Origin of the sequence: Pseudophaeobacter flagellatus (genome assembly GCF_021228235.1) — a bacterium.
Classification (GTDB): domain Bacteria; phylum Pseudomonadota; class Alphaproteobacteria; order Rhodobacterales; family Rhodobacteraceae; genus Pseudophaeobacter; species Pseudophaeobacter flagellatus.
On the sequence record NZ_JAJQRG010000001.1, the window covers coordinates 374,919 to 397,246 of the forward strand.

A 22,328-nucleotide genomic window follows, 5' to 3' on the forward strand; every position below is an offset into this window, starting at 1 on the left:
AGCTTGAATGACGGCTGTCAGAATGGTCTGGCGAGTCGAAACAAGCTGGTTGTATGCGGTGGTATACTTTTTAGTTCCGCTTTGCAAGATGCCCAATATCGGCCCTGCTGCGGCTCGGGTTTGGTGCTGTCCCAAGCCGGAGCATGCAGGTGCTGATACAGCATCAAGATTACTGCGCGACTAATCATGATTTTGCTGTGGTGGCAACAAATGCTGCTGGGTGTTTCTGCGGCATTTGTTGCTGCTCTGCCGCGAGGTCAGCGGCGGGCAACTGCCTGCATGAAACGCGCGCGGATTTCCACTGGATCCATGGTGATCACCGGCATCTTGGCGTTGCCGCTGTCACATTTGACCACGAGGACGGTGGCCTGCTGCGCTGCTAGCGCTTGTTGTAGTGCTGCGCCTGTGTCGAGATCGCGGACCTCGACCACGTTGTCACAGCCTGCTGCCCGCGCCATGCCTGCCAGGCAGGTCTTTTTGCCGGTATAGGTTGGTTGATCCCCGGTAGAGCCATATGAGCCATTGTCGATGATCATCAGGATGTAGTTGGCCGGGGCATTGTTGCCGATGGTGGGCAGGGTGCCAAGGTTGGTCAACACCGAGCCATCGCCATCAATCACGATGACGGGTTTGGGCTGCGCGAGCGCCAGGCCCAGTCCAATGGACGAAGCAAGCCCCATGGTGCCGAGCATGTAGAAATTGCTTGGTTGGTCGTCGATGGCGTGCAGTTCCTGACTGGGGATGCCGATATTGCAGACAACCAGCTGGTCGCGCAAAATGGGCGCGATTTCGGTTAGGATTTCAGACCGGATCATTGCTCGCCATAGCCTCCCCAGAAGGTGGCATCCGTCAGGATGGCCACGGGTTTATTGCACATGAAGGTGTATTTCAGGATGGTGTCGAACTCTGCCACGTCGCTTTGCTGGTGAAAGTGATAGGTGGGGATATTGAGCTGCGCCAAGAGCGCCTTGGTGTGTAGCGCCATTTCCACCTGACAGGCGACCGGTTCACGCAGCTCGCCGCGATAGGAAATAAGCATGGGCAGCGGCATACGGTAGTATTGGATCAGGGTGGCCAGGGTATTGATGGTGACGCCGATGGCGGTGTTCTGCATGATAATGGCCGGGCGCTTGCCGCCCATCCAGGCGCCCGCGCACAGGCCCATCCCTTCGTCTTCCTTGTTGGCGGGGATGTGAAAAATATCATCGCGCTGGTCGATTTCCTCGATTACTCCGGCCAGCTGTTTGCAGGGCACGGTGGTAACAAAAGAGATATCATTGGCGACCAGATCATCGGCGATCCGTTTGTCTATGTTCATTGGGGCGGGCCTTTATGCCAGGGATCTAACAGGCAGCGATGCGGCAAATATGCACTGCCCATCGCACAGCTGGCAACAGCTGCCTTGCGGGCATTGGCATGGTAGCGACGCTGCAGAATAAAAAGGGGCGAATGCTTGCAGCCAAGCATCCGCCCCCTGTTTTTGGCTAAGGCCTGTACCTATTGGTTTTCGGCGTGCTCATTGCGCAGCCCGCGTAGGATGCAATAGCACATGACCAGCAGCACCACGGTGAACAGCAGACCGGTGGAAATCACCATGGACTGCAGGGCTGCAAGCCCGCCGCCCAGTAGCAAGGCAACGGCAACCGCACCTTCAAAAATGCACCAGCACACACGCTGCGGCACCGGGGCGTGAACCTTGCCGCCAGCGGTGATTGTGTCAATCACCAGAGAGCCAGAGTCCGAGGAGGTGACGAAGAAGACAATCACCAGAATAATGCCGATGAACGAGGTCACAGACGACAGGGGCAGCTCTCCGAGCATCTGGAACAGCTGGCGCGGCAGTTCGGCGCTCTGCGCTCCGGTGAAGTTATCGGTGATCACCTGATAGATGGCGCTGCCACCAAAGATCGACATCCAGGCTACGCAGGCCAGAGAGGGGATCAGCAAAACGCAGACGATGAATTCGCGTACTGTCCGGCCGCGGCTGACACGGGCGATGAACATGCCGACGAAAGGTGACCAGCTGATCCACCAGGCCCAATAGAAGGCGGTCCAGCCCTGGCTGAAGTTCACGTCCTCGCGTGCAAATGGGGTGGCAAGGGCAGGTAGGTATTCAACATAGGCAACGAGGCTGTCCCAGAAAAATGTAAACAAGAATGCGGTAGGCCCCACCACCAGTGTAAACAGGGCCAATAGACCTGCCAGCCCCATGTTGATTTCAGACAGGATCTTGACCCCGCCATCCAGCCCGCGCAGCACCGAGACCAGGGCAATAGCGGTAATGCCGATGACCAGCACCACCTCTGTTGTGCTGCCCATCGGTACACCAAACAGCTCGTTCAGCCCTGCGCTGGCCTGTTTTGCGCCAAATCCCAAAGAGGTCGCCAGGCCAAACAGCGTGGCAAAAACGGCCAGGATGTCGATGACATGCCCCGGCCATCCCCAGATCCGTTCGCCAAAGATTGGATAGAATGCAGAGCGGATCGTCAGCGGCAGGCCTTTGTTGTAGCTGAACAGGGCTAGCGCCAGGCCGAGAACAGCATAGATCGCCCAGGGGTGCAGGCCCCAGTGATAGATCGTGGCCGCCATGCCCAGGCGGATCGCCTCTTGCTGATTGTCCAGCGCCCCGGAGAGCGGCGCCCAATCTGTTCGCGCGCCTGCTTCGCCTGCGGTCCCACCTAAGGAGGAGGAGAAATGGGAGAGCGGTTCGGAAACCCCGTAAAACATCAGCCCGATGCCCATGCCGGCGGCAAACAGCATCGAGAACCATCCAATATAGGTATAGTCTGGTTTCGCGCCAGATCCGCCAAGGCGGACGCTGCCATAGGGGGAGACGATGAGGCACAGGGCAAAGATGACCACAAGATCGGCAGCTCCGATCAGGAACCAGTCAAAGTTCTTGGTGGTAAAGTTGAACAAGCTCTTAAAGATTTGCTCCGCCTCTTCAGGCAGTGCCAGGGTAAAGAAGACAAAGGCCAAAATGGCAGCGCCGGAAATGGCAAAAACCGGATTGTGAATGTCATAGCCAAAGGGACCAAGAGAGCCGTCTACATTATGCTGCCCTATTTCGTAGTCCGTCGCAATGACATCCGCTACGCCTTCCGGCGCGGGGATACCATGTGCGGGTGTGTCGTCAGACATCAGGTGCCTCCTCCTTGAGAGTGTTCATAATTGGGCCCCATCCGCGCGGGGTGGTGCCTTGAGAAACAGATGCATTTGGAAGGCGTGACAACACGCCGCCTTGCGACTGTTTTATGCGTAATCACGCCACTAGGGCGGTGCCCGCACCAGATCGGCCAGGATCACTGGTGCCAGGGTCTGGTGTGGGCGGCCCTATATGTTTCTTTGCACCAAGATGAAAGGCTTGCTGCGGGGCGCATGTTCTCCGGCATATGGTGTTGCCTGTTGGAGCAGATCTTGCCGCCCGTGGTCGTTGTCGAAACCGTGACGTTGGCAGGTGGTAGTTGCGGGGCGTATAGGCAGGCTGATACCGCCGCTGAAGACCTTGCCACCTTGGATGCCGGCCCCCCCCCTGTCCGGGCAATGTGCCGTATCGGGGCAAATCGCACGATGAAAGAAACTGATTTAAGGCATTGTTTCTATTCTCTTTGTGATCTTATCATTTGGTGACAAATTTAGGGAGGAGAGGACCATGGCCTGGATCAAGACAGTTCCATTCGAAGAGGCGACCGGCAAACTGAAGATACTCTATCAGCGGGTGACCGGGCCGGACAACAATGTCGACAACATCATGATGGTGCATTCCCTGCGGCCGCATTCGATGGAAGGGCATATGGCGCTTTACAAGAATGTGCTGCACCATAGCGGCAACAAGATCCCAAAGTGGTTTCTGGAGGTTCTTGGTGTCTGGGTGTCGTCGCTGAACAACTGCGGCTATTGCGTTGAACACCATTTTTCCGGACTGCAGCGTCTGCTCCAGGATGAGCCGCGCGGCCTGGCCATTCGCGCCGCGATTGAAGCGCGCCGTCCGACGGAGGCTCCGCTGGATGCGGCGCAGCAGGTGGCGCTGCGCTATGCGCGCAAATTGACCGATGCCCCCGCAAGCCTGATCGAAAGCGATGTCGAGGCGCTGCGCGCAGTTGGCTATGACGATGGAGAGATCCTGGAGATCAACCAGGTCTGCGCCTATTTTGCCTATGCCAACCGTACAGTTCTGGGGCTTGGCTGTTCGACCAAGGGGGATGCGCTCGGGTTGAGTCCAAATAATTCCGACAACCCTGATGATTGGGGACATAAATAATCACCGCCAGGGGCGACGCGGGCACAGCGGCTGTCTGACGGCGCTTGCCGGGGGCGCTGTACCTGCTAAGACTGCTGCATGATAGATCAATTCACGCCCCCCAAATCCACCCCGAAGATGAGCACAGGTGGCCATGTGCGCGCGCTTTCTGTGCTGGGCCTGCCGTTGGTGGGCGGCCATGTGGCGCAATTTGCCATTGGCATGACGGATTCTGTCATGCTGGGGTGGTATGGCGCGGCAGCGCTGGCTGCGGTGACGCTGGCGGGGTCCTACTTCTTTGTGTTTTTCCTGATGGGCGCGGGATTCGCCATTGCGGTGATGCCGCTGGTGGCAGCGGCTGCCGGGGCAGGGGAAGAACGCCAGATCCGTCGTGCGACCCGAATGGGGTTGTGGCTGTCGCTGCTTTATGGCGTGGCGGCGATGCCGCTCTTGCTGTTTTCTGAGGCGATTTTGCTGACCCTGGGCCAACCCCCAGAGGTGGCCGGTCCGGCCGCGACCTATCTGCAACTGGCGGGGTGGGGGCTGTTTCCTGCACTGCTGGTCATGGTGTTCAAATCCTATCTGGCGGCGCTGGAGCGCACGCAGATCGTGTTGTGGATCACCATTCTTGCCGCCGTGGTCAACGGACTGGTGAACTATGCGCTGATCTTTGGCAATTGGGGTGCGCCCGAGTTGGGAATCGCCGGTGCGGCCTATGCCTCGATCACCACGCAGACGGTCTCTTTGCTGGCGGTTGGTGCCTATGCGCTCTGGGTTCTGCCGGAACAGGAAATCCTGAAGAACTTTCATCGCCCCGATTGGGAGATGTTCGCGCGGGTCTTCAAGCTGGGCATGCCGATTGGCCTGACCAACCTGAGCGAAGTCAGCCTCTTTGCCGCCTCGGCGATGATGATGGGCTGGCTGGGGACTATTCCGCTGGCGGCGCATGGGGTGGCGGTCACTCTGGCGGGGCTGACCTTCATGGTGCATCTGGGGCTCAGCAACGCGGCGACGATCCGGGCTGGCAATGCCTATGGGCGGGGCGACCGAGAGCACATGGCCCTTGGGGCGCGGGTGGTGATCGTAATGTCATTGGTCATGTCATTTGTCGGCATGGCTGCCTTTCTGCTGCTGCCGGATCAGTTGATTTCACTGTTCCTGGATGCAGAGGATCCTAACAAGCCTGAAATCCTGCTGGTGGGGGCGGGGCTGCTGGCCATGGCGGCGCTGTTCCAGCTGACCGATGGGATGCAGGTTATTGCCCTGGGGCTGTTGCGCGGCGTGCAGGATACCAATTGGCCGATGTTGATCGCGGCGTTCAGCTATTGGGCGATTGGGGTGCCTGCCTCATATCTCTTTGGCTTTACCTTTGGCTGGGGCGGTATCGGGATCTGGTCGGGGCTGGTGCTGGGGCTCAGCTTTGCCGGGGTGTTCCTGATGCTGCGGTTTTGGCGCCATACGATCAAGCAGACGGGCAAACAGAGCCGCAGGCCAAGCGCCGCCACCTAATCGTCTTTTGGGGTCTTTTTCATCAGCCGATCTGCCTTCTTGCGCACCAGCACGCTGCGCAGATCGTGCATCGCCAGCAGTAAGCCATCGGTCACAGCCTCCAGTTGATCGGGGCTGGCCTTGGTCTGGGCCCAATGGGCGGTGAGGCTTAGGTGATCCACCGCCCGTTTGATATCGTCGATGTCGCGGGCTGCCAGCACGGCGCTGCGCTCTGTCATCCAGGATTTTATCGCCGCCAGGTCCTGGTCTGACAGGGCCCGGCCACCATGCGGCTTGATCTCTCCGTTGCGGATGTTCACTGCTGCGATCTGATCCATATCGATGCGCCGCTGCCGGTTTTCGGTATCAACCCGAAACACAAAAGCACCGTTTTCACGGATGCGAAAGAAATACTCGGGCAGCGATGCAGCCATCAGGCAGGATCCTTTGACTTAGGTAAGGGAGGCGCAGAAATCCGCGATGCGGCTGCAGGCCTCGGTAAGGGCAGCGTCCGAGGTTGCATAGCTGACGCGGAAGTTGGGGGACAGGCCAAAGGCGGCCCCAAAGACCACCGCCACATCCGCCTCGGCCAAGAGCGCGGTTGCAAAGGCTTTGTCATCCTCGATCACGGTGCCCTTTGGGCTGGTCTTGCCGATCAGTCCCTTGATCGAGGGGTAGACATAGAACGCGCCTTCCGGGGTGGGGCAGGTCACGCCGTCGATCGCATTCAGTTTTTCGACCACCAGATCGCGACGGCGTTTGAAGGCGACGTTATTGGTTGCAAGAAAATCCTGCGGCCCGTTCAACGCCTCAACCGCGGCCCACTGGCTGATGGACGAGGGGTTGGAGGTAGACTGGGACTGTACCTTGCGCATGGCGGCAATCAGGTGCTGCGGCCCGGCGGCATAGCCAATGCGCCAGCCAGTCATTGCATAGCCCTTGGAGACCCCATTGCAAGTGAGGGTACGTTCATAAAGGCCGGGTTCCACCTGAGCGGGGGAGGCAAATTCAAAGCCGTCAAAAACCAGATGTTCATACATGTCATCGGACATGACCCAGACATGGGGATAGCGCATCAAGACATCGGTCAGCGCCTTCAGCTCGGCGCGGCTATAGCCGGCACCGCTGGGGTTGGAGGGCGAGTTGAAGATAAACCACTTTGTTTTGGGGGTGATGGCTGCCTCCAACTGCTGTGGGGTCAGTTTGAAATTTGTTTCCAGACTGGCCTCAACCGGCACCGGCGTGCCGCCCGCCAAGAGCACCATGTCCGGATAGCTGACCCAGTAGGGGGCTGGAATGATGACCTCGTCGCCGGGGTTCAGGGTGGCCATCAGCGCATTGTATAGCGTCTGTTTGCCACCAGTGCCGACAGAGATCTGGGCTGGTTCATAGGACAGGCCATTCTCGCGCTCAAGCTTGTCGCAAATCGCTTGTTTCAGCTCTATGATTCCATCAGGGGCGGTGTATTTTGTCTTGCCTGCGGCGATCGCGGCCACCGCTGCATCCTTGATGTTCTGCGGCGTGTCAAAATCGGGTTCACCTGCGCTCAGACCGATGACATCGCGGCCAGCTGCCTTCAGTTCTGCTGCCATGGCGGTGATCGCGATTGTTGGCGACGGTTTTACGCGCTCGAGGGTCTTGGAAAGGAAAGACATGGCGGCTGGCCCCTGTTTGAATGTTCTTGGCAACTGTCATAGGGTGCCACCAAATCGCGATCAAGCAACATTGATAAAGACCGGAACGGAGATGGCATATGTCTGACGAAACAACGGATTGGTTCGGGCCAGAGGCTGCAACCTTCGGCGACCGCGTGGCCGCTGCCCGCGAAGCCGCCGACATGACACAGGCGCAACTGGCGCGCCGCCTTGGGGTGAAGAAATCCACCCTGATTGGTTGGGAACAGGACCTGTCAGAGCCACGTGCCAATAAACTGTCGATGGTTTCGGGCCTGCTGAATGTGTCTATGTCCTGGCTGCTGACCGGCGAGGGTGAAGGCATGTCCGAGCCTGGCGACGTTGAGCTTGAGGTGGGCGATTTTGCCAGTATACTGCAAGAGCTACGGGCTCTGCGCAACGATATGCGCAGCAGCTCTGAGCGCGCCGCTCGGTTGGAAAAGAAACTGCGCACGCTGATTCAAAGCGCTGCCAGTGCATGAGGTCAAGGTGATGACACAAGAGCCTGAAAATCATGAGCATCGCTTGAAGCGCTTGAAAATGCGCTCCATGCGTCGTGGCATCAAAGAGATGGACATTCTCTTGACCGCCTATGCCGACGCCAATCTGGGTTTAATGGATGGCGCGAGGTTGGATCTCTATGACCAGCTTCTGCATGAAAATGATCAGGATCTTTATCAATGGGTGACCGGCCAGGTCACCCCGCCTAGCCCCTATACAGATTTGATTAACCACGTCGCCCAAACGCATCAAACTAAATAAAAAACCAGCTTAACGCATTTTTGGGAAATTTTCTGTATTCTTTCCTGAGCAAACTCGAGTCGGAGACGCGTATGAGCATGGAATTACCAATTGGCCAGCAGGACCGCAAAGGGTTCATGACTGGTTACCTAGAAGCGCTGGCGCTGGTGGAACGTCTTCACCGGTTGTTGCTGGATGTTATCAAGGACGAATTTGAACGTGTCGGCGTTCTGGAAATCAACGCAGTGCAGGCGCTGCTCTTGTTCAATGTCGGTGACAATGAAGTCACTGCCGGTGAACTTAAGAGCCGTGGGTACTATCAGGGCAGCAATGTCAGCTATAATCTGAAAAAGTTGGTTGAGCTGGGCTATATGCACCATCAGCGCTGTGAAATTGACCGTCGTTCTGTTCGGGTTCGCCTGACACCGCGCGGTCGAGAGATTCGCGATATTGTTGCGGGCCTCTTTGCACGGCACGCCGACGGCCTGGAGGGCAAGGATGTTATCAGCCGCGAAGGCATTGCTGACATCACAAGCTCGCTCAAGCGGGTGGAACGGTATTGGTCGGATCAGATCCGCTATATCTACTGAACACAGGCTTTTGGGCGACATGTCCAATAGCATAGATCCTATGGCGACATGCTGAAGGTTATATTGTGCAGGCGCAAGAATTGCTCCGTTCGACACGCGATACGACCTCGGATCAGCTGGGAAACAGTTGCATCTAGACTTGAAGAATTCGGGTTCACCACAAGACGCACCGCCTTGGTCCTGACGGGACCGGCGGTGCGTTTTCATATCTGCGATAGCGCAGGTGTTGCCGCCCAATAGCTGCGGCAGCAACGAGGCGGGCTTTTGCCAGTGGCTTGCTTACCAGTGGCCAGTGTTTTCCATGCTGGCCCAGGGCTCTGCCGGCTCCAGAGATTCGCCGTTTTGCAGCAGCTCGATTGAGATATTGTCAGGCGAGCGGATAAAGGCCATATGCCCATCGCGCGGCGGACGGTTGATGGTGATCCCATTGTCCATCAGGAACTGGCAGGTGTCATAGATATTATCAACACCATAGGCCAGATGGCCAAAATGACGGCTGTCGCTTGGCAGCGCATCATCGCCATCCCAGTTGTATGTCAGCTCCAGCGGGGCTTCTTCCTGACCCGGAGGCGCCAGATAGAGCAGCGTGAAACGCCCTTTTTCGCTGTCATAGCGGCGGGTTTCGCGCAGGCCGAGCAATTCGTAGAACGCCATGGATTTTTCCAGGTCTTTCACCCGGACCATTACGTGCAGATAGGTAAGCGCCATATGCGGTGATCCTTACAAGTTGGAACACCCGTTTCTGCAGCTGATCTTGAACTGACAGAGCCGGGGGTGTGCTGTAGTTTTTTAACACTATCATAACTATAGGCGAAGACGGATTGATTCGCAGGGGGGCGGGACTGGAAACGGGCCGCCGCATTGGCAGGGCAATCAACTTGCCTTTGGTTGACAGGCGCAGCTATAGCTGGCCCATCTCGTGATGAGCGTCAGAAAAGGGGATCCCTGTGCAGCAATATCACATGGCCTTGCGGCAAATTCTGGAAACCGGTGTGTCCAGCAGCGACCGCACCGGCACCGGCACCATCTCTTGTTTTGGCATGCAGGCGCGCTATCCGCTGGAGGATGGTTTTCCGCTGGTCACCACCAAAAAACTACATCTACGCTCTATTATACATGAGCTGCTTTGGTTCCTGTCGGGCGATACGAATATCAAATATCTCAAGGATTACGGGGTTTCGATCTGGGATGAATGGGCCGATGAACAGGGAGATCTCGGGCCGGTCTATGGCCACCAATGGCGCCGCTTTCCCAAGCTGGAGCTGATCCCGGGCACCACCGGGGATGAGCCAGTGTACAGGGCGGGGTCTGTCGATCAGATCGCCGATCTGGTGCAGATGATCAAGACTAGCCCCGATAGCCGCCGTCTGATCGTTTCGGCCTGGAACCCGGGGGATGTGCCGGATATGGCGCTACCGCCCTGTCATACCCTGTGGCAGGTGCGTATCCTGGGGGGCAAACTGCATTTGCAGCTTTATCAGCGCTCGGCGGATATGTTCCTTGGGGTGCCGTTCAATATTGCCTCTTATGCCTTGTTGCAGCTGATGCTGGCCCATGTCACCGGCTATGAGCCGGGGGATTTCATTCATACCCTTGGCGATGCGCATATCTATTCCAATCACCGAGAACAGGTGGCCCTGCAACTGTCGCGTACGCCCAAGCCACTGCCGCAGATCCGGATCAAGCGGCAGGTCAGCTCTATTTTTGATTTCACCTATGATGATTTTGAGGTGCTGAACTATGATCCCGATCCAGGGATCAAAGCCCCCGTCGCGGTGTAACAGCCAGCCGGGGTCTTGCCGTCGTCCCATATATCATGCACCGGCTTTTGCCGGGTGCTTCAGCTGCAAGGCAGACCACTACGATGATTACCCTGATTGTTGCCCGCGACCGCAATGGCGCCATTGGCAAGGACAATACCATTCCCTGGCATGCCCCTGAAGATCTGAAGGCCTTTCAGCGCGAAACCCTGGGTGGCGCCTTGATCATGGGGCGCAATACATGGCAGAGCCTGCCGGTCAAGCCTCTGAAAAATAGGCTGAATTTGGTTGTGTCGTCTAACCCTGCCGCTGCCGATACGGTCCATGACAGCGTCACACGCGCGGTTGCAGCGGCCTATGCCCAGGGCTATCGCCGGATCTATGGTATTGGCGGCGCCCGGATTTACCAAGAGATGCTGTCGCTCGCGGATCGCTTGTTGATCACCGAGGTCGATCTGGCGGTTGCCGAGGCGGATACATTCTTTCCCGAGGTTGCCGAGGCGGACTGGCAGCGCCAGGGCGAAACAAAACTACGCCCAGCCGATCCCACCTGCGTCATGGTGGAATACCTGCGCCGTACAACAACGGGTTAGCGGCCGAATGCGTGTTTTGAAGCGCGCAGCCCCGATCCTTGCCACTGATCCCTACCAGCGTTGCGTGTCACCGCAACTCTGGCAGGGCGGGCTGCGCTGCTTTGCTTATCCGGTTGTGAGTAGGCAGGTGTTTAGGCAGGGCGAATTTCCCCCGCCATTTGCCGACCGTCTCGCCCCTCGGTCAGTTCATAATCGACCTTCATATTATCTGTGAGACCAGTCAGGCCGGATCGTTCGACCTGCGAGATGTGAACAAAAACATCACTGCCGCCGTCTTCGGGTGCGATAAAGCCAAATCCCTTGCTGGTGTTAAACCATTTCACGGTGCCACTTGGCATTTGCCGTGCCTCCTTCTAATTTATGCGCTGTTCCGGTGCGATCCCAGGACCGATCCAGAGGTAATTCGGCGTTCGTGGCACCGCGGTCTATACGTCGAAATACACGTAATTCTGCCAATGGTGCTGCAGGTAAGCCGGAGTGCAACTTTTGCATGTGGAAAAAATAAATCAAGTGGGTAAGTTTCACGCGGCTTAGGATTGATCCTTCCCCCTACCAAAGAGAGGCCGAGCTATGATCCTATACGGATTGAAAAATTGCGATATCTGTCGCAAAGCGATGAAACAGCTCCCGGATGCCAGATTGGTTGATGTCCGCGCCGAGGGCGTGCCGCCCGAGGTTCTGGCAGCAGCCCTAGCGCAGTTTGGTGAGCGGCTTGTAAATACGCGCTCAACCACTTGGCGCGGGCTGAGCGCAGAGGAACGCGCCAGTGCCCCGCTGGAACTGCTGCAACAGCATCCCACCCTGATGAAGCGGCCTTTGATTCAATCCAGATCAAATCTGGCCCTTGGCTGGGACAAAGCCACTCAGACGGCCTTGGGCCTGGGCTGAGGCGAATATTGCAAAAGGCGCCGCTGCGAGACAGGGCGCCTTTTGTGTGTGGACCTGCGCGTGGTCTTAGCTTGGTGTAACGGGGATCAGGCGGCGCAGGAATGCATCCAGTGACAGGGGACCCGCACCTTTGAACATTAGGACCAGCAGTAGAAAGCTCCACATCAGGCGTTGGTCAACCAAGCCAATGCTGGTGTCGAATAGGCGGCCCAGCTCGACCTCATGGCCGGTGACATCCACCAAGGTTTGCACCCAGATAAAGCCAAGGGTGCCAAGCGCGGCAAGACGGGTCACCAACCCGAGCAAGATCAGCGTTGGCAGCACATATTCCGCCAGTGTGCCGACAAAAATTATCAGTCGTTGTAACAGGTTCAGCTGCGAAACATCATAGAGCGCCGCCTCGGCTGCCTTGGGGAAAATCTGTGCAAAGGCCCCGGCCGATGGTGAAAAGATCGACCCTTCGATCTTAAGACCGGCTGAATTCCAATAGTAGACCAGCAGAACCGCGACAAACACCAGGCGTGCCAAAGTGGGAAGGATAAAATCCGCAGACCGATCCAGCCGATTAGCCTGGGTCTGATATATCGAGACAACTGCGTGCATGTCTTTACCTTTTTCTTTCTAGTCCGGTGATGGCACCGCCCTGCAGCAGCAGGGTCAGCGGGAAACTCAAATCAAAATCGGCATCTGTCGCGGTGGCGCGCTGCAGTGCTGCACCGATGCTGGCGCCCTGTTGCAGGGCGTCGAGCCAGACTGCGCCTGCGGCGGGGAATAGCTGCAGTACCGGATCAAATTCCGGCCGCGTGATTATCACCGCCTGCGCTCCGGCCTGGGGGGCGGGGGCCTGCGGTACTGTGTTGAAGCGCCAGATCGCCTCTATCGGCCAGGGCGATTGCAGAAGGTGCAGGGCCGGGGCAAAGGTCAGACGGCTTGTCAGCAGCGCGTCTTCTGACAAGCCGACCAGGGTATCAGGCGCAATTGGTGTGGCATCGGCAGCGTGGTAGGCTTGGCGCATGGCCAATTCCAGGCGGGCCACATCTCCGAGATAGCCAAGATGGCTAAGTTGCGGTTGGGCCTCAAGAAAATTTGGAAATTCAGCGCCGTAAAACATCATTAGCGGCGATTTTGGCGGATGGGCATGCAGGAAAAGGCGCGACAGTCCGTTCATGTTTTCGGTCCCCAACAGTTTTGTGATAACCGGAAAGGCGCTGTGCATCGCCTCGCGAAGCGAGACGGCGATATTGTTGCGATAGACGGAAAACCGTCGCCCTGCGCTGCTCCCGTCCTGATCCACCAGGCCAAGAGGAATGGGCAGGCTTGCATCCCGCATCGCCCGGGTAAAGTCATCCTGTGACACCGCAAACGCAGTGCCGTGGGCTTGTTTGCAGCGGTTCATGCCCGGACCACTGGTTCGCTGGCCACGGCGGGAAGATGCCCCAGCGCAAAGGCGGCGCGCTCAGCTTCGGCGGCCAAAAGCGGCCAGTCGGGTACATCAGTATCCCATTCTATCAGCACGGGTTTTGGGCCAGCGCGTTCCAGGGTGTAATCCAGCAGCGCCCAGACCGGATCGACAACCGCGCAGCCGTGACTGTCGATCAGCAGCGGGCGCCCCTGATCATCCGTGTCGCTGTCATGGCCGCCAAGGTGAATTTCCCCCACCCGCTCCAGGGCAAAATCATCAATATAGCCCTGTGGTGAAAAGCCAAGATTATTGGCCGAAACAAAGACGTTGTTTACATCCAGCAGCAGCCCGCAGCCAGTGCGTCGGCTGATCTCTGTCAGGAACTCGGGTTCTGACCAGGTGCTCTCGGCAAAAGCGAGGTAGCTGGAGGGATTTTCCAGCAGCATCGGCCGACCAATTGCGGCTTGCAGCTGGTCAATATGATCACAAACGCGGGTTAGGGTCGCGTCGGTATAGGGCAGTGGCAGCAGGTCATTGTAGAAATGCCCCTCATGGGTCGACCAGGCGAGATGTTCGGAAAAGCTGGAAGGTTCCAGCCAAGCCAGCAGTCGTTGCAGCCGGGCTAGGTGGGTTGTGTCCAGCGCGGCCTCGCCGCCGATCGACAGACCAACCCCATGCACTGAAATGGGAAATAGTTCGGCTAGATGGCGCAGTTGCGCCACTGGCCGCCCGCCATCGCCCATGTAGTTCTCGGCGTGGATTTCCAGCCATTTTACCGGGGCGGCATCTGTCAGAATTTGGGAAAAATGCTGCGGCTTGTACCCGACACCGGGGGCAGATGGCAGGGCATTGAGGGCAGGGGCTGGGGAGATGGCAGCTGGCATGGCGGGGCTCGTGTTGGCCGAGGCCAGGGGCCGGGGCGTGTCTTCGGGGGGCAGATGGCTGGGGGCTGTTACGCGCGAAAGAGGGCGATCAGGTGAAAAGGGCCGCCCCCTGCGCTGTTCTTTTGTATGTTGGTCAGGTGATATGTGGTTCGGGCCACCTCTTAGGCTGGCAGATCCCGTTCCTGCGGTTCCAGAGAGCCACTGCGTTCGGTGCCATCGGGTGCTGCGGGCAGGTCGATATCTGCGCAGGTGCCTGCGTCGACCAGCGTCCAGGCGTTGCCTTGGTAGTCGACAGTAGAGGTGCCTGCACAGGTGGTGCCGGGGCCTGCTGCGCAGTCATTTTGACCGGCAAGCGAGACGCCATAGCATTTTTCCTTGGTAGCAGCCGCTGCAGGCATGCTGGAGGCTGCGGTGAGGGCAGCCGCGATGGCTCCGGCGACGGCGAGAGACTTGGATGGGTTCGACATCTCTTAAAATCCTTCTGGTTGGTGGTGATATGCAAAGCCTAACTCGTTGTGAGAAAGAGCTTAAGTCACGAGAGCGTGTCTCACGACGGCGTCAGGTACTGTGAGGGTATTGTAACAGGTTATTCCCTGAAAACAGGGATAATCTGAGGCCTGAATAGCAAAACGGCCCCCGATGGGAGGCCGCTTCGTGGTCAAAACTTGGCAAATGTTACAGCAAATCTGGGGCGGTTGCCTCTAGCGCCAGCGCCTTTGTAACATTCTCGAGACTGTCGACGCGGGTTTGCTTCTCCCCCAGACGGCGGATCGATACAGTGCGCTCTTCGACTTCGCGGTGGCCAATGGCCAGGATCACCGGCACCTTGCCAACCGAATGTTCGCGGACTTTGTAGTTGATCTTTTCATTGCGAATATCGGCCTCGGCGCGCACACCGACAGCCTGCAGCTGGGCAACGACCTCTTGCACGTAGTCATCCGAATCCGAGGTGATCGAGGCGACAACAACCTGACGGGGGGCCAGCCAGAAGGGCAGCTTGCCCGCATGTTCTTCGATCAGGATGCCAATGAAACGTTCAAACGAGCCGAGCGTCGCCCGGTGCAGCATAAAGGGACGGTGCTTGTTGCCATCGGTGCCGATGAAGTTGGCCTCCAGGCGTTCCGGCAGGTTGGGGTCCACCTGCAGGGTGCCGCACTGCCAGTTGCGGCCAATGGCATCCGTGAGGGTGAACTCCAGCTTGGGGCCATAAAAGGCGCCTTCGCCTTCCAATAGCTCATAGTCATAACCAGCGGCCTTGCAGGCATCGCCGAGGGCCTTTTCGACCAGATCCCAGCTTTCATCGGTGCCGATGCGTTTTTCGGGGCGGGTCGACAGCTTGATGGTCCAGTTGTGGAAGCCGAGATCGGCATAGACCTTGGACAGGAAGGCGATGAACTTGGCGGTTTCAGACTCGATCTGATCTTCGGCGCAGAAGATATGGCCGTCATCCTGGGTAAAGCCGCGCACCCGCATGATTCCGTGCAGGGCACCAGAGGGTTCATAGCGGGCGCAGGAGCCGAATTCCGCCATGCGCAGCGGCAGGTCGCGGTAGGATTTCAGACCCTGGTTGAAGACCTGCACATGGCAGGGGCAGTTCATCGGCTTCAGTGCGTTGACGGCCTTTTCCCGAGCATGGTCTTCGTCTACTTCGACGATGAACATGTTCTCCTGGTATTTATCCCAGTGGCCAGAGGCCTCCCAGAGTTTGCGATCAACAACCTGCGGGGTGTTGACCTCGACATAGCCGTCGCGTTCCTGCATGCGGCGCATGTAGTCCTGCAAGGTGGTGTAAATTTTCCAGCCATTGGGGTGCCAGAAGATCTGGCCGGGAGCCTCTTCCTGCATGTGGAACAGCTCCATCTCGCGGCCCAGCTTGCGGTGGTCGCGCTTGGCAGCCTCTTCCAGCATGTGGAGATGGGCTTTCAGCTTTTCCTTGCCGGTGAAGGCAACGCCGTAGATGCGCTGCAGCATGGCGCGGTCACTGTCGCCGCGCCAGTAGGCGCCAGCAATCGACATCAGCTTGAAGGCATCGCCGGGCAGCTGGCCGGTGTGTTGCAGGTGGGGGCCGCGGCACAGATCCTGCCAATCGCCATGCCAGTACATCCGCAATGGCTCATCGCCGGGAATGGCCTCGATCAGTTCGACCTTATAGGGTTCATCATTGGCGGTGTAGAAATCAATCGCGCGCTGACGGTCCCAGACTTCGGTGGTGACCGGCTCACGCTTGTTGATGATCTCTTTCATCTTTTTCTCGATCACGCCGAGGTCTTCGGGGGTGAAGGGCTCGGCGCGGTCAAAATCATAGTACCAGCCGTTGTCGATCACCGGGCCAATGGTGACCTTGGTGTCGGGCCAGAGCTCCTGCACGGCGCGGGCCATGACATGGGCCAGATCGTGGCGGATCAGCTCATTGGCCTGGGCTTCGTCCTTGAGAGTGTGCAGGGCGATAGCGGCATTACCCTCGATGGGCCACTGCAGGTCCCAGTGCCTGCCATCAAGGGTGGCAGAGATGGCTTTTTTGGCCAGAGAGGTCGAAATATCGGCAGCCACTTCGGCGGCGGTGATGCCGGCAGCATAGCTGCGTGCGTTGCCATCGGGGAATGTGAGAGAGATTTGGGCCATGGTTTGGCTGCTCCTCGTCGGTTTGGCGCCCACTGAACGCCCGGTTGCGGGTTATGTGATTGTGGGCTGCTTTCGCAGTTGCGCGTGCCGCTGTCAAGGCGGCGAGGGGCCAGCCCCTCGCGCTCCCCGGGATATTTGCGGCCAAATGAAATGGAACAGGTTTGCGCCGCTTTAGTCTGGCTGTGGGGTGGGGACACCTTGGCGGATCATGCGGGAATAGTCGGGGGCAATTCCATGCGCCTGGGCGCGGGCGGTGATCCTGCCTTTTTGGGTGAGTTCAGCCAATGGCAGCCCTGTGGCCAGAACGCCCATATCATAGGCGTATTCCGGCAGGTAGCCATTGGCCATGACGCGCCAGTCCAGTGGGACTTCGCCCAGTATGGTGCGGATCAGTTGAAACACCACGGTGGTGCAGTTGGTGGAGAGCGAATTATACCAGCGCGGCGTCTTGGCCAGCTGGTTGGAGGTGGCCACATATTGCAGCAACAGGGCGCGGGCTTGCTTGGGGCTTGAGTTGAGGCGGTAGAGCTGGACGTCTTCGCCGCGGGCATTGGTGCGGGTGCCGACAAGGTCGCGTTCATCTGCGGCTATGATCGCCAGGGTGTTGGACTTGAACATATCCGCGAGGGGAGAGAAGGCGCCGTCTTTTTGGCGCCTGACCTCTACGGACCAGGCGATCTGTTCGCCATTGGCGAAACCAAAGCTGACGATCATATGCGCGATCGTCTTGCCAGCCCAATAGGACATGAACAGATCGACGGTGTTTAGTGTATCGAGATCATAGTGGCGCTGTTCCCAGTGGGGGTCAAAATCTGTTGGGCTGCGCCAGGTGAAATTGCGCAGGTTGGTCAGGGTCAGCTGGGATCCCTTGACTTCTCCGGTGACTTGGCGCGCCACATCCGGAGCCCAGTCGCGGTTGACAGGCGGAGTGAGGCTGATCCACCAGGTCAGTACCGCCGCCAGGGCCAGGCAATATGTGGCCAGGGCGCGCAGGCGGCGCGGGCGAAACAGGCCGCAGATCACCGCCAGTCCAAGCAGCGCAAACCCGACTGCGAGCCCTAGTCGCAGGCCTGCCCCCAAGGGGAGCCGATACCACAAGGCCAGCACGGCCCAGGCGCTGCAGAGGGAAATGACAAGAGACAGCAGAGCCAGAAAACTGTGGTGCAGTATGCGTGTCATGGGGCCCTCCAGGCGGTCGCGGGTCAATCGCCGCAGCCTAGGGGGAGGTCCGTTTGGGGGCAAGCCCGTCAGCGCGAAGGTGATTTTGGCAATTGCAGCGCTGTCTCCTGCATGGCACATCTTGGGTAATGAAGGGGAGCAGATGAATGGCTGGAACACAGTTTCTGAAGACCGCGCAGGGGCGTCAGATCGCCTATCATACGCAGGCAGGCGCAGGGCCGACGCTGGTGTTTTTGGGCGGGCTGAAATCTGACATGCAGGGCACCAAGGCGCTGCATCTGGAGACCTGGGCCCGTGGTCGTGGCCTTGGGTTTTTGCGCTTTGATTACTCGGGCCATGGGGAGAGTTCTGGCAGTTTTGAGGCCGGCTGCATTGGCGATTGGCACCAAGATAGCCTGGCAGCGATTGCGGAGCTGACGACCGGACCGTTGCTGATTGTGGGGTCCTCCATGGGGGGCTGGCAGGCGCTGTTGCTGGCGCGGGCCATCCCGGAGCGCATCTGCGGTATGGTAACCATCGCGGCGGCCCCCGATTTCACCGAAGATGGCTATTGGCAGAGCTTTAGCGCAGCGCAGAAAGCCGCGTTGGAGAGCCAGGGCTATGTTGAAATGCCCAGCGACTACATGGAGCCCTTCCGCATCAGCAAACGGCTGATCGAAGATGGTCGCGATCATCTGGTGCTGCGCACGCCGCTGAATCTGCCCTTTCCAGTGCGCTGCCTGCAGGGCACGGCGGATACGGCTGTTTCCACCGAAACCGCACTGCGCCTGTTGCACCATGCCAGCGGTGCTGACATCCGTTTGACCCTGGTCAAAGATGCCGATCACCGGTTTTCGGACGAGACTTGTCTTGCCCTTATAGAGGCTTCTGTCGCAGAGTTGCTCTAGGTTCGCCGCGCCTGTCCTGCCGATCTTGGCGGGGGCTTGGTTGGATGAGTTGGAGTTTGAAAATGACTATGGAGCAACGCGTTAGCCTGATCACCCTGGGGGTGCAGGATCTGGACCGGGCCGCGGCGTTTTATACGGCTTTGGGGTGGCAGCGCACTGAGAGCCCGGATGGGGTGGTGGCCTTTGATCTGATCTCACAGACCCTAGGGCTATACCCGCTGGAGAAGCTCGCCGAGGATATCGGATTGCCGATAGAGGCGCTTGGCACCGGGGCGATGACCCTGAGCCATAATACCCGCAGCCCAAAGGAAGTCGATGACGTGATGGAGCTTGCGCTGGCGGCGGGTGCCGAGGTGCTGCGCCCGGCCGGTGAGGTCTTTTGGGGCGGCTATATTGGTTATTTTCGCTCCCCCGATGGCCACATCTGGGAAGTGGCGCATAACCCTTTTTCGCCCTTGTCGAAACAGGGGGCCTTTCGTTGGGATGGATACTGATGGTCCCGCTGGGGGCTTTGCGTGAAATGGTTCTTGCCCTTGGCAAGCCTAGGCTGCACAAACACCTATAGGGCGAGTTGTGCAGGATCGGCACTGCCGTATTGTTTGGCCGGGTTGCATCCGGCAGGGGCTTGCAGATGCAATCCCGGCAGAGAAGGGGCAGAGGCATGGAGCAGGGCGAAAATTTAGGCGCAGAACCGGTGGTTTTTCTGCCGGGAATGATGTGCGACGCGCGGATCTTCACACCGCAAATCCTGGCGCTGTCAAAGCAGGCCCCGGTCATGGCTGCACCGCTGTTTGGTGGCGAGACGGTGGAGCAGATTGCCAGCCATATTCTGGAGATGTTGCCTGCGCGCTTTGCCCTGGTGGGGCTGTCGATGGGGGGCATTGTGGCGCTGGAAATTCTACGCCGAGCCCCTGCGCGGGTTTCTCGTCTGTGTCTTATGGCGACGACCCCCCTGGCTGAAACGCCGGATCAAGCAGCGATGCGTGAGCCGCTGATCATCAGCGCCCGTACCGGGGGGCTGGAAACGGCGCTGCAGCAGTCACTGCCCCCAGAGGTGCTGGCACCGGGGGCGCAGCGGCTCGAGATCCTTAGTCTGGTGCGCAATATGGGGCTGGATCTGGGGGCAGAGCTGTTTGTCGCGCAAAGCCGCGCCCTGCAACGCCGCGTCGATCAGCAGGCCACGGCACGTCGCTGTCGGGTGCCGACCTTGATCCTGTGCGGCGAACATGATCGCCTGACCCCGGTAAAGCGGCATGAATTCCTGGCTGAACTGATCCCCCATGCTGGGCTCAAGATCATTTCAGGGGCAGGGCATTTGCCAAGTCTGGAACAGCCAGAGGAGGTCACTCAGGCGCTGCTTGGCTGGCTCTCTGTCCCCGGTAAACGTCCCGGTGAACGACCTGTTGAACCTTTGGTGGAGACCTGAGGGCGCGGGCACGGTGCCCCGCCCTCCTGGCATTCCGGTTAGGGGTACAGACTGGCCCGTTCTTCTTTGCTCAAGACCTTGGCTTTGGTCATGGGCTGGCTGGATGCGCTGTCAAAAAATGGAGTTTGGCGCCACATGCCAGAGAGGCGTGCGGTGATCATCCGGGAAAAGATGCCATAGACCATGCGCATCATTCCTTCGTTGCGGGGGGGCTTGCCCGGCTGCGGAACGGCGGATCGCGCCCGGACCTTGCCAAGGCAGTCTGGGTTTTGAAACAGATCTGAACGCATCCCAGCAAAGGCCAGTTGCGGCTTGGCCAGCGTATTGGCAAACGGCGTGTCACAACAACCGGCATACCAGCGATGCAGCCCCTTTGGCCCCAACCGCATCAGTTGCAGATATTCGGCGCCTTGGGTCAGGGTGATAGCATGTGGGGCAAGTTGAAACAGATCAACCCCATCCACTGGATCGGGCTGATTATGATACAGTTCTGCGGCGCGGCAATCTGAGCAAAAGCAAAGCAGCCTCAACCCGGATTTTCGACCCTCAGCCGAGATATGTCCAGCCAGACGGCCGCAGTTGCAGGAAAACGTGCAGGCCCCGTCGCTCATGGATTAGGCCTTACGGGCTTGTGTTGGGGTCTTGGCCTGGCTTGCGGCTTTGGCTGTGCTGGCGGCTGCCGGTGCCTTTGCCGTGGTGGGTTTGCGGGTGTTTGCATCCATGAAATCAATTACCAAGGGGCGGATATTGTCGCGCCAGCTGCTGCCGGCAAAGATACCGTAGTGACCGGCGCCGGGTTCCACATGGCTGGCTTTCTTGCTGTCGGGCAGGCCTGTACACAGATCAAGCGCGGCGATGCATTGCCCGGGCGCGGAAATATCGTCATTGGCGCCTTCGACGGTTTTGACCGCCACATCCGTAATTGCCCCGATATCGACCTTGTGGCCATCGACGACAAATTCGTTGCGCGCAATCTCGCGCGACTTGAACACCCGTTCCACGGTCGAGAGGTAGAATTCCGCCGTCATGTCCATAACGGCCAGATATTCATCGTAAAATCGGTTGTGGTGATCATGATCCGAGGCATCGCCGCGGCTGGTGCGCTGGATTTGATCGCTGAAGGCCTTGGCGTGGCGTTCCATGTTCATCGACATGAAAGAGGACAGTTGCAACAGGCCGGGATAGACCTTGCGGCCGACGCCCTTGTATTTGAAACCAACCCGCTGGATCATGGTTTCTTCCAGCTGGCCCATCGTGACGCGGCGGCCAAAATCTGTGACCTCGGTTGGGGTTGCATCTGGATCCACTGGCCCGCCGATCAGGGTCAAGGATGAGGGCTGCGCCTTTGGATCCTGCTCTGCCAGATAGGCGGTGGCGGCCAGGGTCAATGGGGCGGGTTGGCAGACGGCGACGACATGGGATTCCGGTCCCATTTCGCGCATGAAATCAACCAAATAGAGTGTATAATCTTCGATATCGAACTTGCCGGCGGATACCGGAATGTCGCGGGCATTGTGCCAATCCGTGATATAGACTTCGCAGTTCACCAGTAGGCTCTTGACGGTTGAACGTAGCAGGGTTGCGTAGTGGCCGGACATCGGTGCCACAACCAGAACCTTGCGGGGCTGTTCCTTGCGGCCGGACACACGAAAATGGATCAGGTCGCCAAAGTCGCGCTTCACAATCGGGGTGACCTCGACAAGATGGTCCTTGCCGTCTTCGCAGGTGAAGCTGTGGATGCCCCAGTCAGGCTTTACCGTCATGCGGTGAAAGCTGCGCTCGGTGACTTCGCCCCAGGCGGCCATCCAGCTGAGCGCCGGATTGGGAAGCGTTGAAAAGATGGGATATGAGCCTATGGACTGAGCACTGGCGCCGAGCCATTGGTTCATGTTTCGGGCCGTTTCCATCAGGTCGTAGGACATCATAAAACGCATAAGGCTTTCCTTTTTAACTGT

At 58.5% G+C, this 22,328-nt stretch carries 26 protein-coding genes; 11 read left to right on the plus strand and 15 right to left on the minus strand.

Going from position 1 to position 22,328, the window contains the following annotated elements:
• Positions 1-257: 257 nt before the first annotated feature.
• The 3 genes from comE to LRK71_RS01730 form a co-directional block, all read right to left on the minus strand.
• On the minus strand, positions 258-815 hold the full coding sequence (comE, locus tag LRK71_RS01720) for a sulfopyruvate decarboxylase subunit beta (RefSeq protein ID WP_232400632.1): 558 nt from the start codon (positions 813-815) through the stop codon (positions 258-260).
• On the minus strand, positions 812-1,318 hold the full coding sequence (gene comD / locus LRK71_RS01725; RefSeq protein WP_232400634.1) for a sulfopyruvate decarboxylase subunit alpha: 507 nt from the start codon (positions 1,316-1,318) through the stop codon (positions 812-814). Before comD ends, comE begins: the two co-directional genes overlap by 4 nt.
• Positions 1,319-1,497: 179 nt before the next feature.
• Positions 1,498-3,141, minus strand: coding sequence for a BCCT family transporter (locus tag LRK71_RS01730; RefSeq protein ID WP_232400635.1), 1,644 nt, complete (start codon positions 3,139-3,141; stop codon positions 1,498-1,500).
• Between the two features lie 511 nt (positions 3,142-3,652).
• Between LRK71_RS01730 and LRK71_RS01735 the strand changes: the two genes are divergently transcribed.
• Together LRK71_RS01735 and LRK71_RS01740 are read left to right on the plus strand one after the other, a co-directional pair.
• Positions 3,653-4,261 (plus strand): carboxymuconolactone decarboxylase family protein, encoded by a 609-nt coding sequence (locus LRK71_RS01735; protein WP_232400636.1) that lies wholly within the window; start codon positions 3,653-3,655, stop codon positions 4,259-4,261.
• Positions 4,262-4,339: 78 nt separating this feature from the next.
• Positions 4,340-5,749, plus strand: a complete 1,410-nt coding sequence (locus LRK71_RS01740; RefSeq protein ID WP_232400637.1) for an MATE family efflux transporter — start codon at positions 4,340-4,342, stop codon at positions 5,747-5,749.
• Here the strand turns inward: LRK71_RS01740 and LRK71_RS01745 are convergent.
• Positions 5,746-6,162, minus strand: coding sequence for a hypothetical protein (locus LRK71_RS01745; protein WP_232400638.1), 417 nt, complete (start codon positions 6,160-6,162; stop codon positions 5,746-5,748). The two genes, LRK71_RS01740 and LRK71_RS01745, sit on opposite strands and share 4 nt — an antisense overlap.
• Positions 6,163-6,180: 18 nt before the next feature.
• Positions 6,181-7,383, minus strand: a complete 1,203-nt coding sequence (locus tag LRK71_RS01750) for a pyridoxal phosphate-dependent aminotransferase (RefSeq protein WP_232400639.1) — start codon at positions 7,381-7,383, stop codon at positions 6,181-6,183.
• Between the two features lie 98 nt (positions 7,384-7,481).
• Between LRK71_RS01750 and LRK71_RS01755 the strand changes: the two genes are divergently transcribed.
• The 3 genes from LRK71_RS01755 (at position 7,482) to LRK71_RS01765 (ending at position 8,732) form a co-directional block, all read left to right on the plus strand.
• Complete coding sequence (locus LRK71_RS01755) at positions 7,482-7,883, plus strand: helix-turn-helix domain-containing protein (protein WP_232400640.1); 402 nt, start codon at positions 7,482-7,484, stop codon at positions 7,881-7,883.
• Positions 7,884-7,893: 10 nt separating this feature from the next.
• The gene (locus LRK71_RS01760) at positions 7,894-8,163 is read left to right on the plus strand and encodes an FAD assembly factor SdhE (protein WP_232400641.1); all 270 of its coding nucleotides are present in this window, start codon (positions 7,894-7,896) and stop codon (positions 8,161-8,163) included.
• A gap of 71 nt (positions 8,164-8,234) precedes the next feature.
• Positions 8,235-8,732, plus strand: coding sequence for a MarR family winged helix-turn-helix transcriptional regulator (locus tag LRK71_RS01765; RefSeq protein ID WP_232400642.1), 498 nt, complete (start codon positions 8,235-8,237; stop codon positions 8,730-8,732).
• A gap of 279 nt (positions 8,733-9,011) precedes the next feature.
• Here LRK71_RS01765 and LRK71_RS01770 read toward each other — a convergent pair whose 3' ends face one another.
• Complete coding sequence (locus LRK71_RS01770) at positions 9,012-9,440, minus strand: VOC family protein (protein WP_232400645.1); 429 nt, start codon at positions 9,438-9,440, stop codon at positions 9,012-9,014.
• A 239-nt stretch (positions 9,441-9,679) separates the two neighbouring features.
• Here LRK71_RS01770 and LRK71_RS01775 point away from each other — a divergent pair, with 239 nt between their 5' ends.
• Together LRK71_RS01775 and LRK71_RS01780 are read left to right on the plus strand one after the other, a co-directional pair.
• On the plus strand, positions 9,680-10,513 hold the full coding sequence (locus LRK71_RS01775) for a thymidylate synthase (protein WP_332460234.1): 834 nt from the start codon (positions 9,680-9,682) through the stop codon (positions 10,511-10,513).
• Between the two features lie 83 nt (positions 10,514-10,596).
• A complete protein-coding gene (locus LRK71_RS01780; RefSeq protein ID WP_232400647.1) occupies positions 10,597-11,085 on the plus strand; it encodes a dihydrofolate reductase in 489 nt (162 codons plus the stop codon).
• A gap of 131 nt (positions 11,086-11,216) precedes the next feature.
• On the opposite strand, the gene LRK71_RS01785 is transcribed toward LRK71_RS01780, so the two are convergent.
• Positions 11,217-11,423: a cold-shock protein gene (locus tag LRK71_RS01785; RefSeq protein ID WP_232400649.1), complete on the minus strand. Its 207-nt coding sequence runs from the start codon at positions 11,421-11,423 to the stop codon at positions 11,217-11,219.
• A gap of 232 nt (positions 11,424-11,655) precedes the next feature.
• On the opposite strand from LRK71_RS01785, the gene LRK71_RS01790 reads away from it, so the two are divergent.
• On the plus strand, positions 11,656-11,973 hold the full coding sequence (locus LRK71_RS01790; RefSeq protein ID WP_232400650.1) for an ArsC/Spx/MgsR family protein: 318 nt from the start codon (positions 11,656-11,658) through the stop codon (positions 11,971-11,973).
• A 66-nt stretch (positions 11,974-12,039) separates the two neighbouring features.
• On the opposite strand, the gene LRK71_RS01795 is transcribed toward LRK71_RS01790, so the two are convergent.
• The 6 genes from LRK71_RS01795 to LRK71_RS01820 all read right to left on the minus strand — a co-directional run bounded on the left by LRK71_RS01795 (position 12,040) and on the right by LRK71_RS01820 (position 18,060).
• Entirely contained in the window at positions 12,040-12,576 is a 537-nt protein-coding gene (locus LRK71_RS01795) for a DoxX family protein (protein WP_232400652.1), read from the minus strand.
• Positions 12,577-12,580: 4 nt separating this feature from the next.
• Positions 12,581-13,369 (minus strand): HvfC/BufC N-terminal domain-containing protein, encoded by a 789-nt coding sequence (locus tag LRK71_RS01800; RefSeq protein WP_232400654.1) that lies wholly within the window; start codon positions 13,367-13,369, stop codon positions 12,581-12,583.
• Positions 13,366-14,259: an MNIO family bufferin maturase gene (gene bufB / locus LRK71_RS01805; protein ID WP_232400656.1), complete on the minus strand. Its 894-nt coding sequence runs from the start codon at positions 14,257-14,259 to the stop codon at positions 13,366-13,368. The genes LRK71_RS01800 and bufB overlap by 4 nt, the downstream gene beginning before the upstream one ends.
• 161 nt (positions 14,260-14,420) lie before the next feature.
• On the minus strand, positions 14,421-14,726 hold the full coding sequence (locus LRK71_RS01810) for a BufA1 family periplasmic bufferin-type metallophore (RefSeq protein WP_232400658.1): 306 nt from the start codon (positions 14,724-14,726) through the stop codon (positions 14,421-14,423).
• Positions 14,727-14,934: 208 nt separating this feature from the next.
• Complete coding sequence (gene thrS / locus LRK71_RS01815; RefSeq protein ID WP_232400659.1) at positions 14,935-16,881, minus strand: threonine--tRNA ligase; 1,947 nt, start codon at positions 16,879-16,881, stop codon at positions 14,935-14,937.
• Positions 16,882-17,052: 171 nt separating this feature from the next.
• Positions 17,053-18,060, minus strand: a complete 1,008-nt coding sequence (locus tag LRK71_RS01820; RefSeq protein ID WP_232400661.1) for an Lnb N-terminal periplasmic domain-containing protein — start codon at positions 18,058-18,060, stop codon at positions 17,053-17,055.
• Between the two features lie 146 nt (positions 18,061-18,206).
• Here LRK71_RS01820 and LRK71_RS01825 point away from each other — a divergent pair, with 146 nt between their 5' ends.
• The 3 genes from LRK71_RS01825 (at position 18,207) to LRK71_RS01835 (ending at position 20,373) form a co-directional block, all read left to right on the plus strand.
• Entirely contained in the window at positions 18,207-18,947 is a 741-nt protein-coding gene (locus LRK71_RS01825) for an alpha/beta fold hydrolase (protein ID WP_232400663.1), read from the plus strand.
• 68 nt (positions 18,948-19,015) lie between these two features.
• Positions 19,016-19,441, plus strand: coding sequence for a VOC family protein (locus LRK71_RS01830; RefSeq protein ID WP_232401129.1), 426 nt, complete (start codon positions 19,016-19,018; stop codon positions 19,439-19,441).
• A 167-nt stretch (positions 19,442-19,608) separates the two neighbouring features.
• On the plus strand, positions 19,609-20,373 hold the full coding sequence (locus LRK71_RS01835) for an alpha/beta fold hydrolase (protein WP_232400665.1): 765 nt from the start codon (positions 19,609-19,611) through the stop codon (positions 20,371-20,373).
• Between the two features lie 38 nt (positions 20,374-20,411).
• Here LRK71_RS01835 and LRK71_RS01840 read toward each other — a convergent pair whose 3' ends face one another.
• Positions 20,412-20,984, minus strand: a complete 573-nt coding sequence (locus LRK71_RS01840; protein ID WP_232400666.1) for a DUF6151 family protein — start codon at positions 20,982-20,984, stop codon at positions 20,412-20,414.
• 3 nt (positions 20,985-20,987) lie between these two features.
• Positions 20,988-22,307 carry a polyhydroxyalkanoate depolymerase gene (gene phaZ / locus LRK71_RS01845; protein ID WP_232400668.1) on the minus strand — a complete coding sequence of 440 codons (1,320 nt, stop codon included), beginning with the start codon at positions 22,305-22,307 and terminating at the stop codon, positions 20,988-20,990.
• Between the last annotated feature and the right edge of the window lie 21 nt (positions 22,308-22,328).

What these genes read in the sequence shown, in the direction of transcription:
- comD (WP_232400634.1), bottom strand. Translation starts at nt 1,318, where the DNA reads ATGAACATAGACAAACGGATCGCCGATGATCTGGTCGCCAATGATATC.
- LRK71_RS01765 (WP_232400642.1), top strand. Translation starts at nt 8,235, where the DNA reads ATGAGCATGGAATTACCAATTGGCCAGCAGGACCGCAAAGGGTTCATG.
- thrS (WP_232400659.1), bottom strand. Translation starts at nt 16,881, where the DNA reads ATGGCCCAAATCTCTCTCACATTCCCCGATGGCAACGCACGCAGCTAT.
- LRK71_RS01835 (WP_232400665.1), top strand. Translation starts at nt 19,609, where the DNA reads ATGGAGCAGGGCGAAAATTTAGGCGCAGAACCGGTGGTTTTTCTGCCG.
- LRK71_RS01795 (WP_232400652.1), bottom strand. Translation starts at nt 12,576, where the DNA reads ATGCACGCAGTTGTCTCGATATATCAGACCCAGGCTAATCGGCTGGAT.
- LRK71_RS01830 (WP_232401129.1), top strand. Translation starts at nt 19,016, where the DNA reads ATGGAGCAACGCGTTAGCCTGATCACCCTGGGGGTGCAGGATCTGGAC.
- LRK71_RS01760 (WP_232400641.1), top strand. Translation starts at nt 7,894, where the DNA reads ATGACACAAGAGCCTGAAAATCATGAGCATCGCTTGAAGCGCTTGAAA.
- LRK71_RS01800 (WP_232400654.1), bottom strand. Translation starts at nt 13,369, where the DNA reads ATGAACCGCTGCAAACAAGCCCACGGCACTGCGTTTGCGGTGTCACAG.
- LRK71_RS01825 (WP_232400663.1), top strand. Translation starts at nt 18,207, where the DNA reads ATGGCTGGAACACAGTTTCTGAAGACCGCGCAGGGGCGTCAGATCGCC.
- LRK71_RS01735 (WP_232400636.1), top strand. Translation starts at nt 3,653, where the DNA reads ATGGCCTGGATCAAGACAGTTCCATTCGAAGAGGCGACCGGCAAACTG.
- bufB (WP_232400656.1), bottom strand. Translation starts at nt 14,259, where the DNA reads ATGCCAGCTGCCATCTCCCCAGCCCCTGCCCTCAATGCCCTGCCATCT.
- comE (WP_232400632.1), bottom strand. Translation starts at nt 815, where the DNA reads ATGATCCGGTCTGAAATCCTAACCGAAATCGCGCCCATTTTGCGCGAC.
- LRK71_RS01785 (WP_232400649.1), bottom strand. Translation starts at nt 11,423, where the DNA reads ATGCCAAGTGGCACCGTGAAATGGTTTAACACCAGCAAGGGATTTGGC.
- LRK71_RS01780 (WP_232400647.1), top strand. Translation starts at nt 10,597, where the DNA reads ATGATTACCCTGATTGTTGCCCGCGACCGCAATGGCGCCATTGGCAAG.
- LRK71_RS01750 (WP_232400639.1), bottom strand. Translation starts at nt 7,383, where the DNA reads ATGTCTTTCCTTTCCAAGACCCTCGAGCGCGTAAAACCGTCGCCAACA.
- phaZ (WP_232400668.1), bottom strand. Translation starts at nt 22,307, where the DNA reads ATGCGTTTTATGATGTCCTACGACCTGATGGAAACGGCCCGAAACATG.
- LRK71_RS01770 (WP_232400645.1), bottom strand. Translation starts at nt 9,440, where the DNA reads ATGGCGCTTACCTATCTGCACGTAATGGTCCGGGTGAAAGACCTGGAA.
- LRK71_RS01790 (WP_232400650.1), top strand. Translation starts at nt 11,656, where the DNA reads ATGATCCTATACGGATTGAAAAATTGCGATATCTGTCGCAAAGCGATG.
- LRK71_RS01820 (WP_232400661.1), bottom strand. Translation starts at nt 18,060, where the DNA reads ATGACACGCATACTGCACCACAGTTTTCTGGCTCTGCTGTCTCTTGTC.
- LRK71_RS01740 (WP_232400637.1), top strand. Translation starts at nt 4,340, where the DNA reads ATGATAGATCAATTCACGCCCCCCAAATCCACCCCGAAGATGAGCACA.
- LRK71_RS01745 (WP_232400638.1), bottom strand. Translation starts at nt 6,162, where the DNA reads ATGGCTGCATCGCTGCCCGAGTATTTCTTTCGCATCCGTGAAAACGGT.
- LRK71_RS01730 (WP_232400635.1), bottom strand. Translation starts at nt 3,141, where the DNA reads ATGTCTGACGACACACCCGCACATGGTATCCCCGCGCCGGAAGGCGTA.
- LRK71_RS01810 (WP_232400658.1), bottom strand. Translation starts at nt 14,726, where the DNA reads ATGTCGAACCCATCCAAGTCTCTCGCCGTCGCCGGAGCCATCGCGGCT.
- LRK71_RS01840 (WP_232400666.1), bottom strand. Translation starts at nt 20,984, where the DNA reads ATGAGCGACGGGGCCTGCACGTTTTCCTGCAACTGCGGCCGTCTGGCT.
- LRK71_RS01755 (WP_232400640.1), top strand. Translation starts at nt 7,482, where the DNA reads ATGTCTGACGAAACAACGGATTGGTTCGGGCCAGAGGCTGCAACCTTC.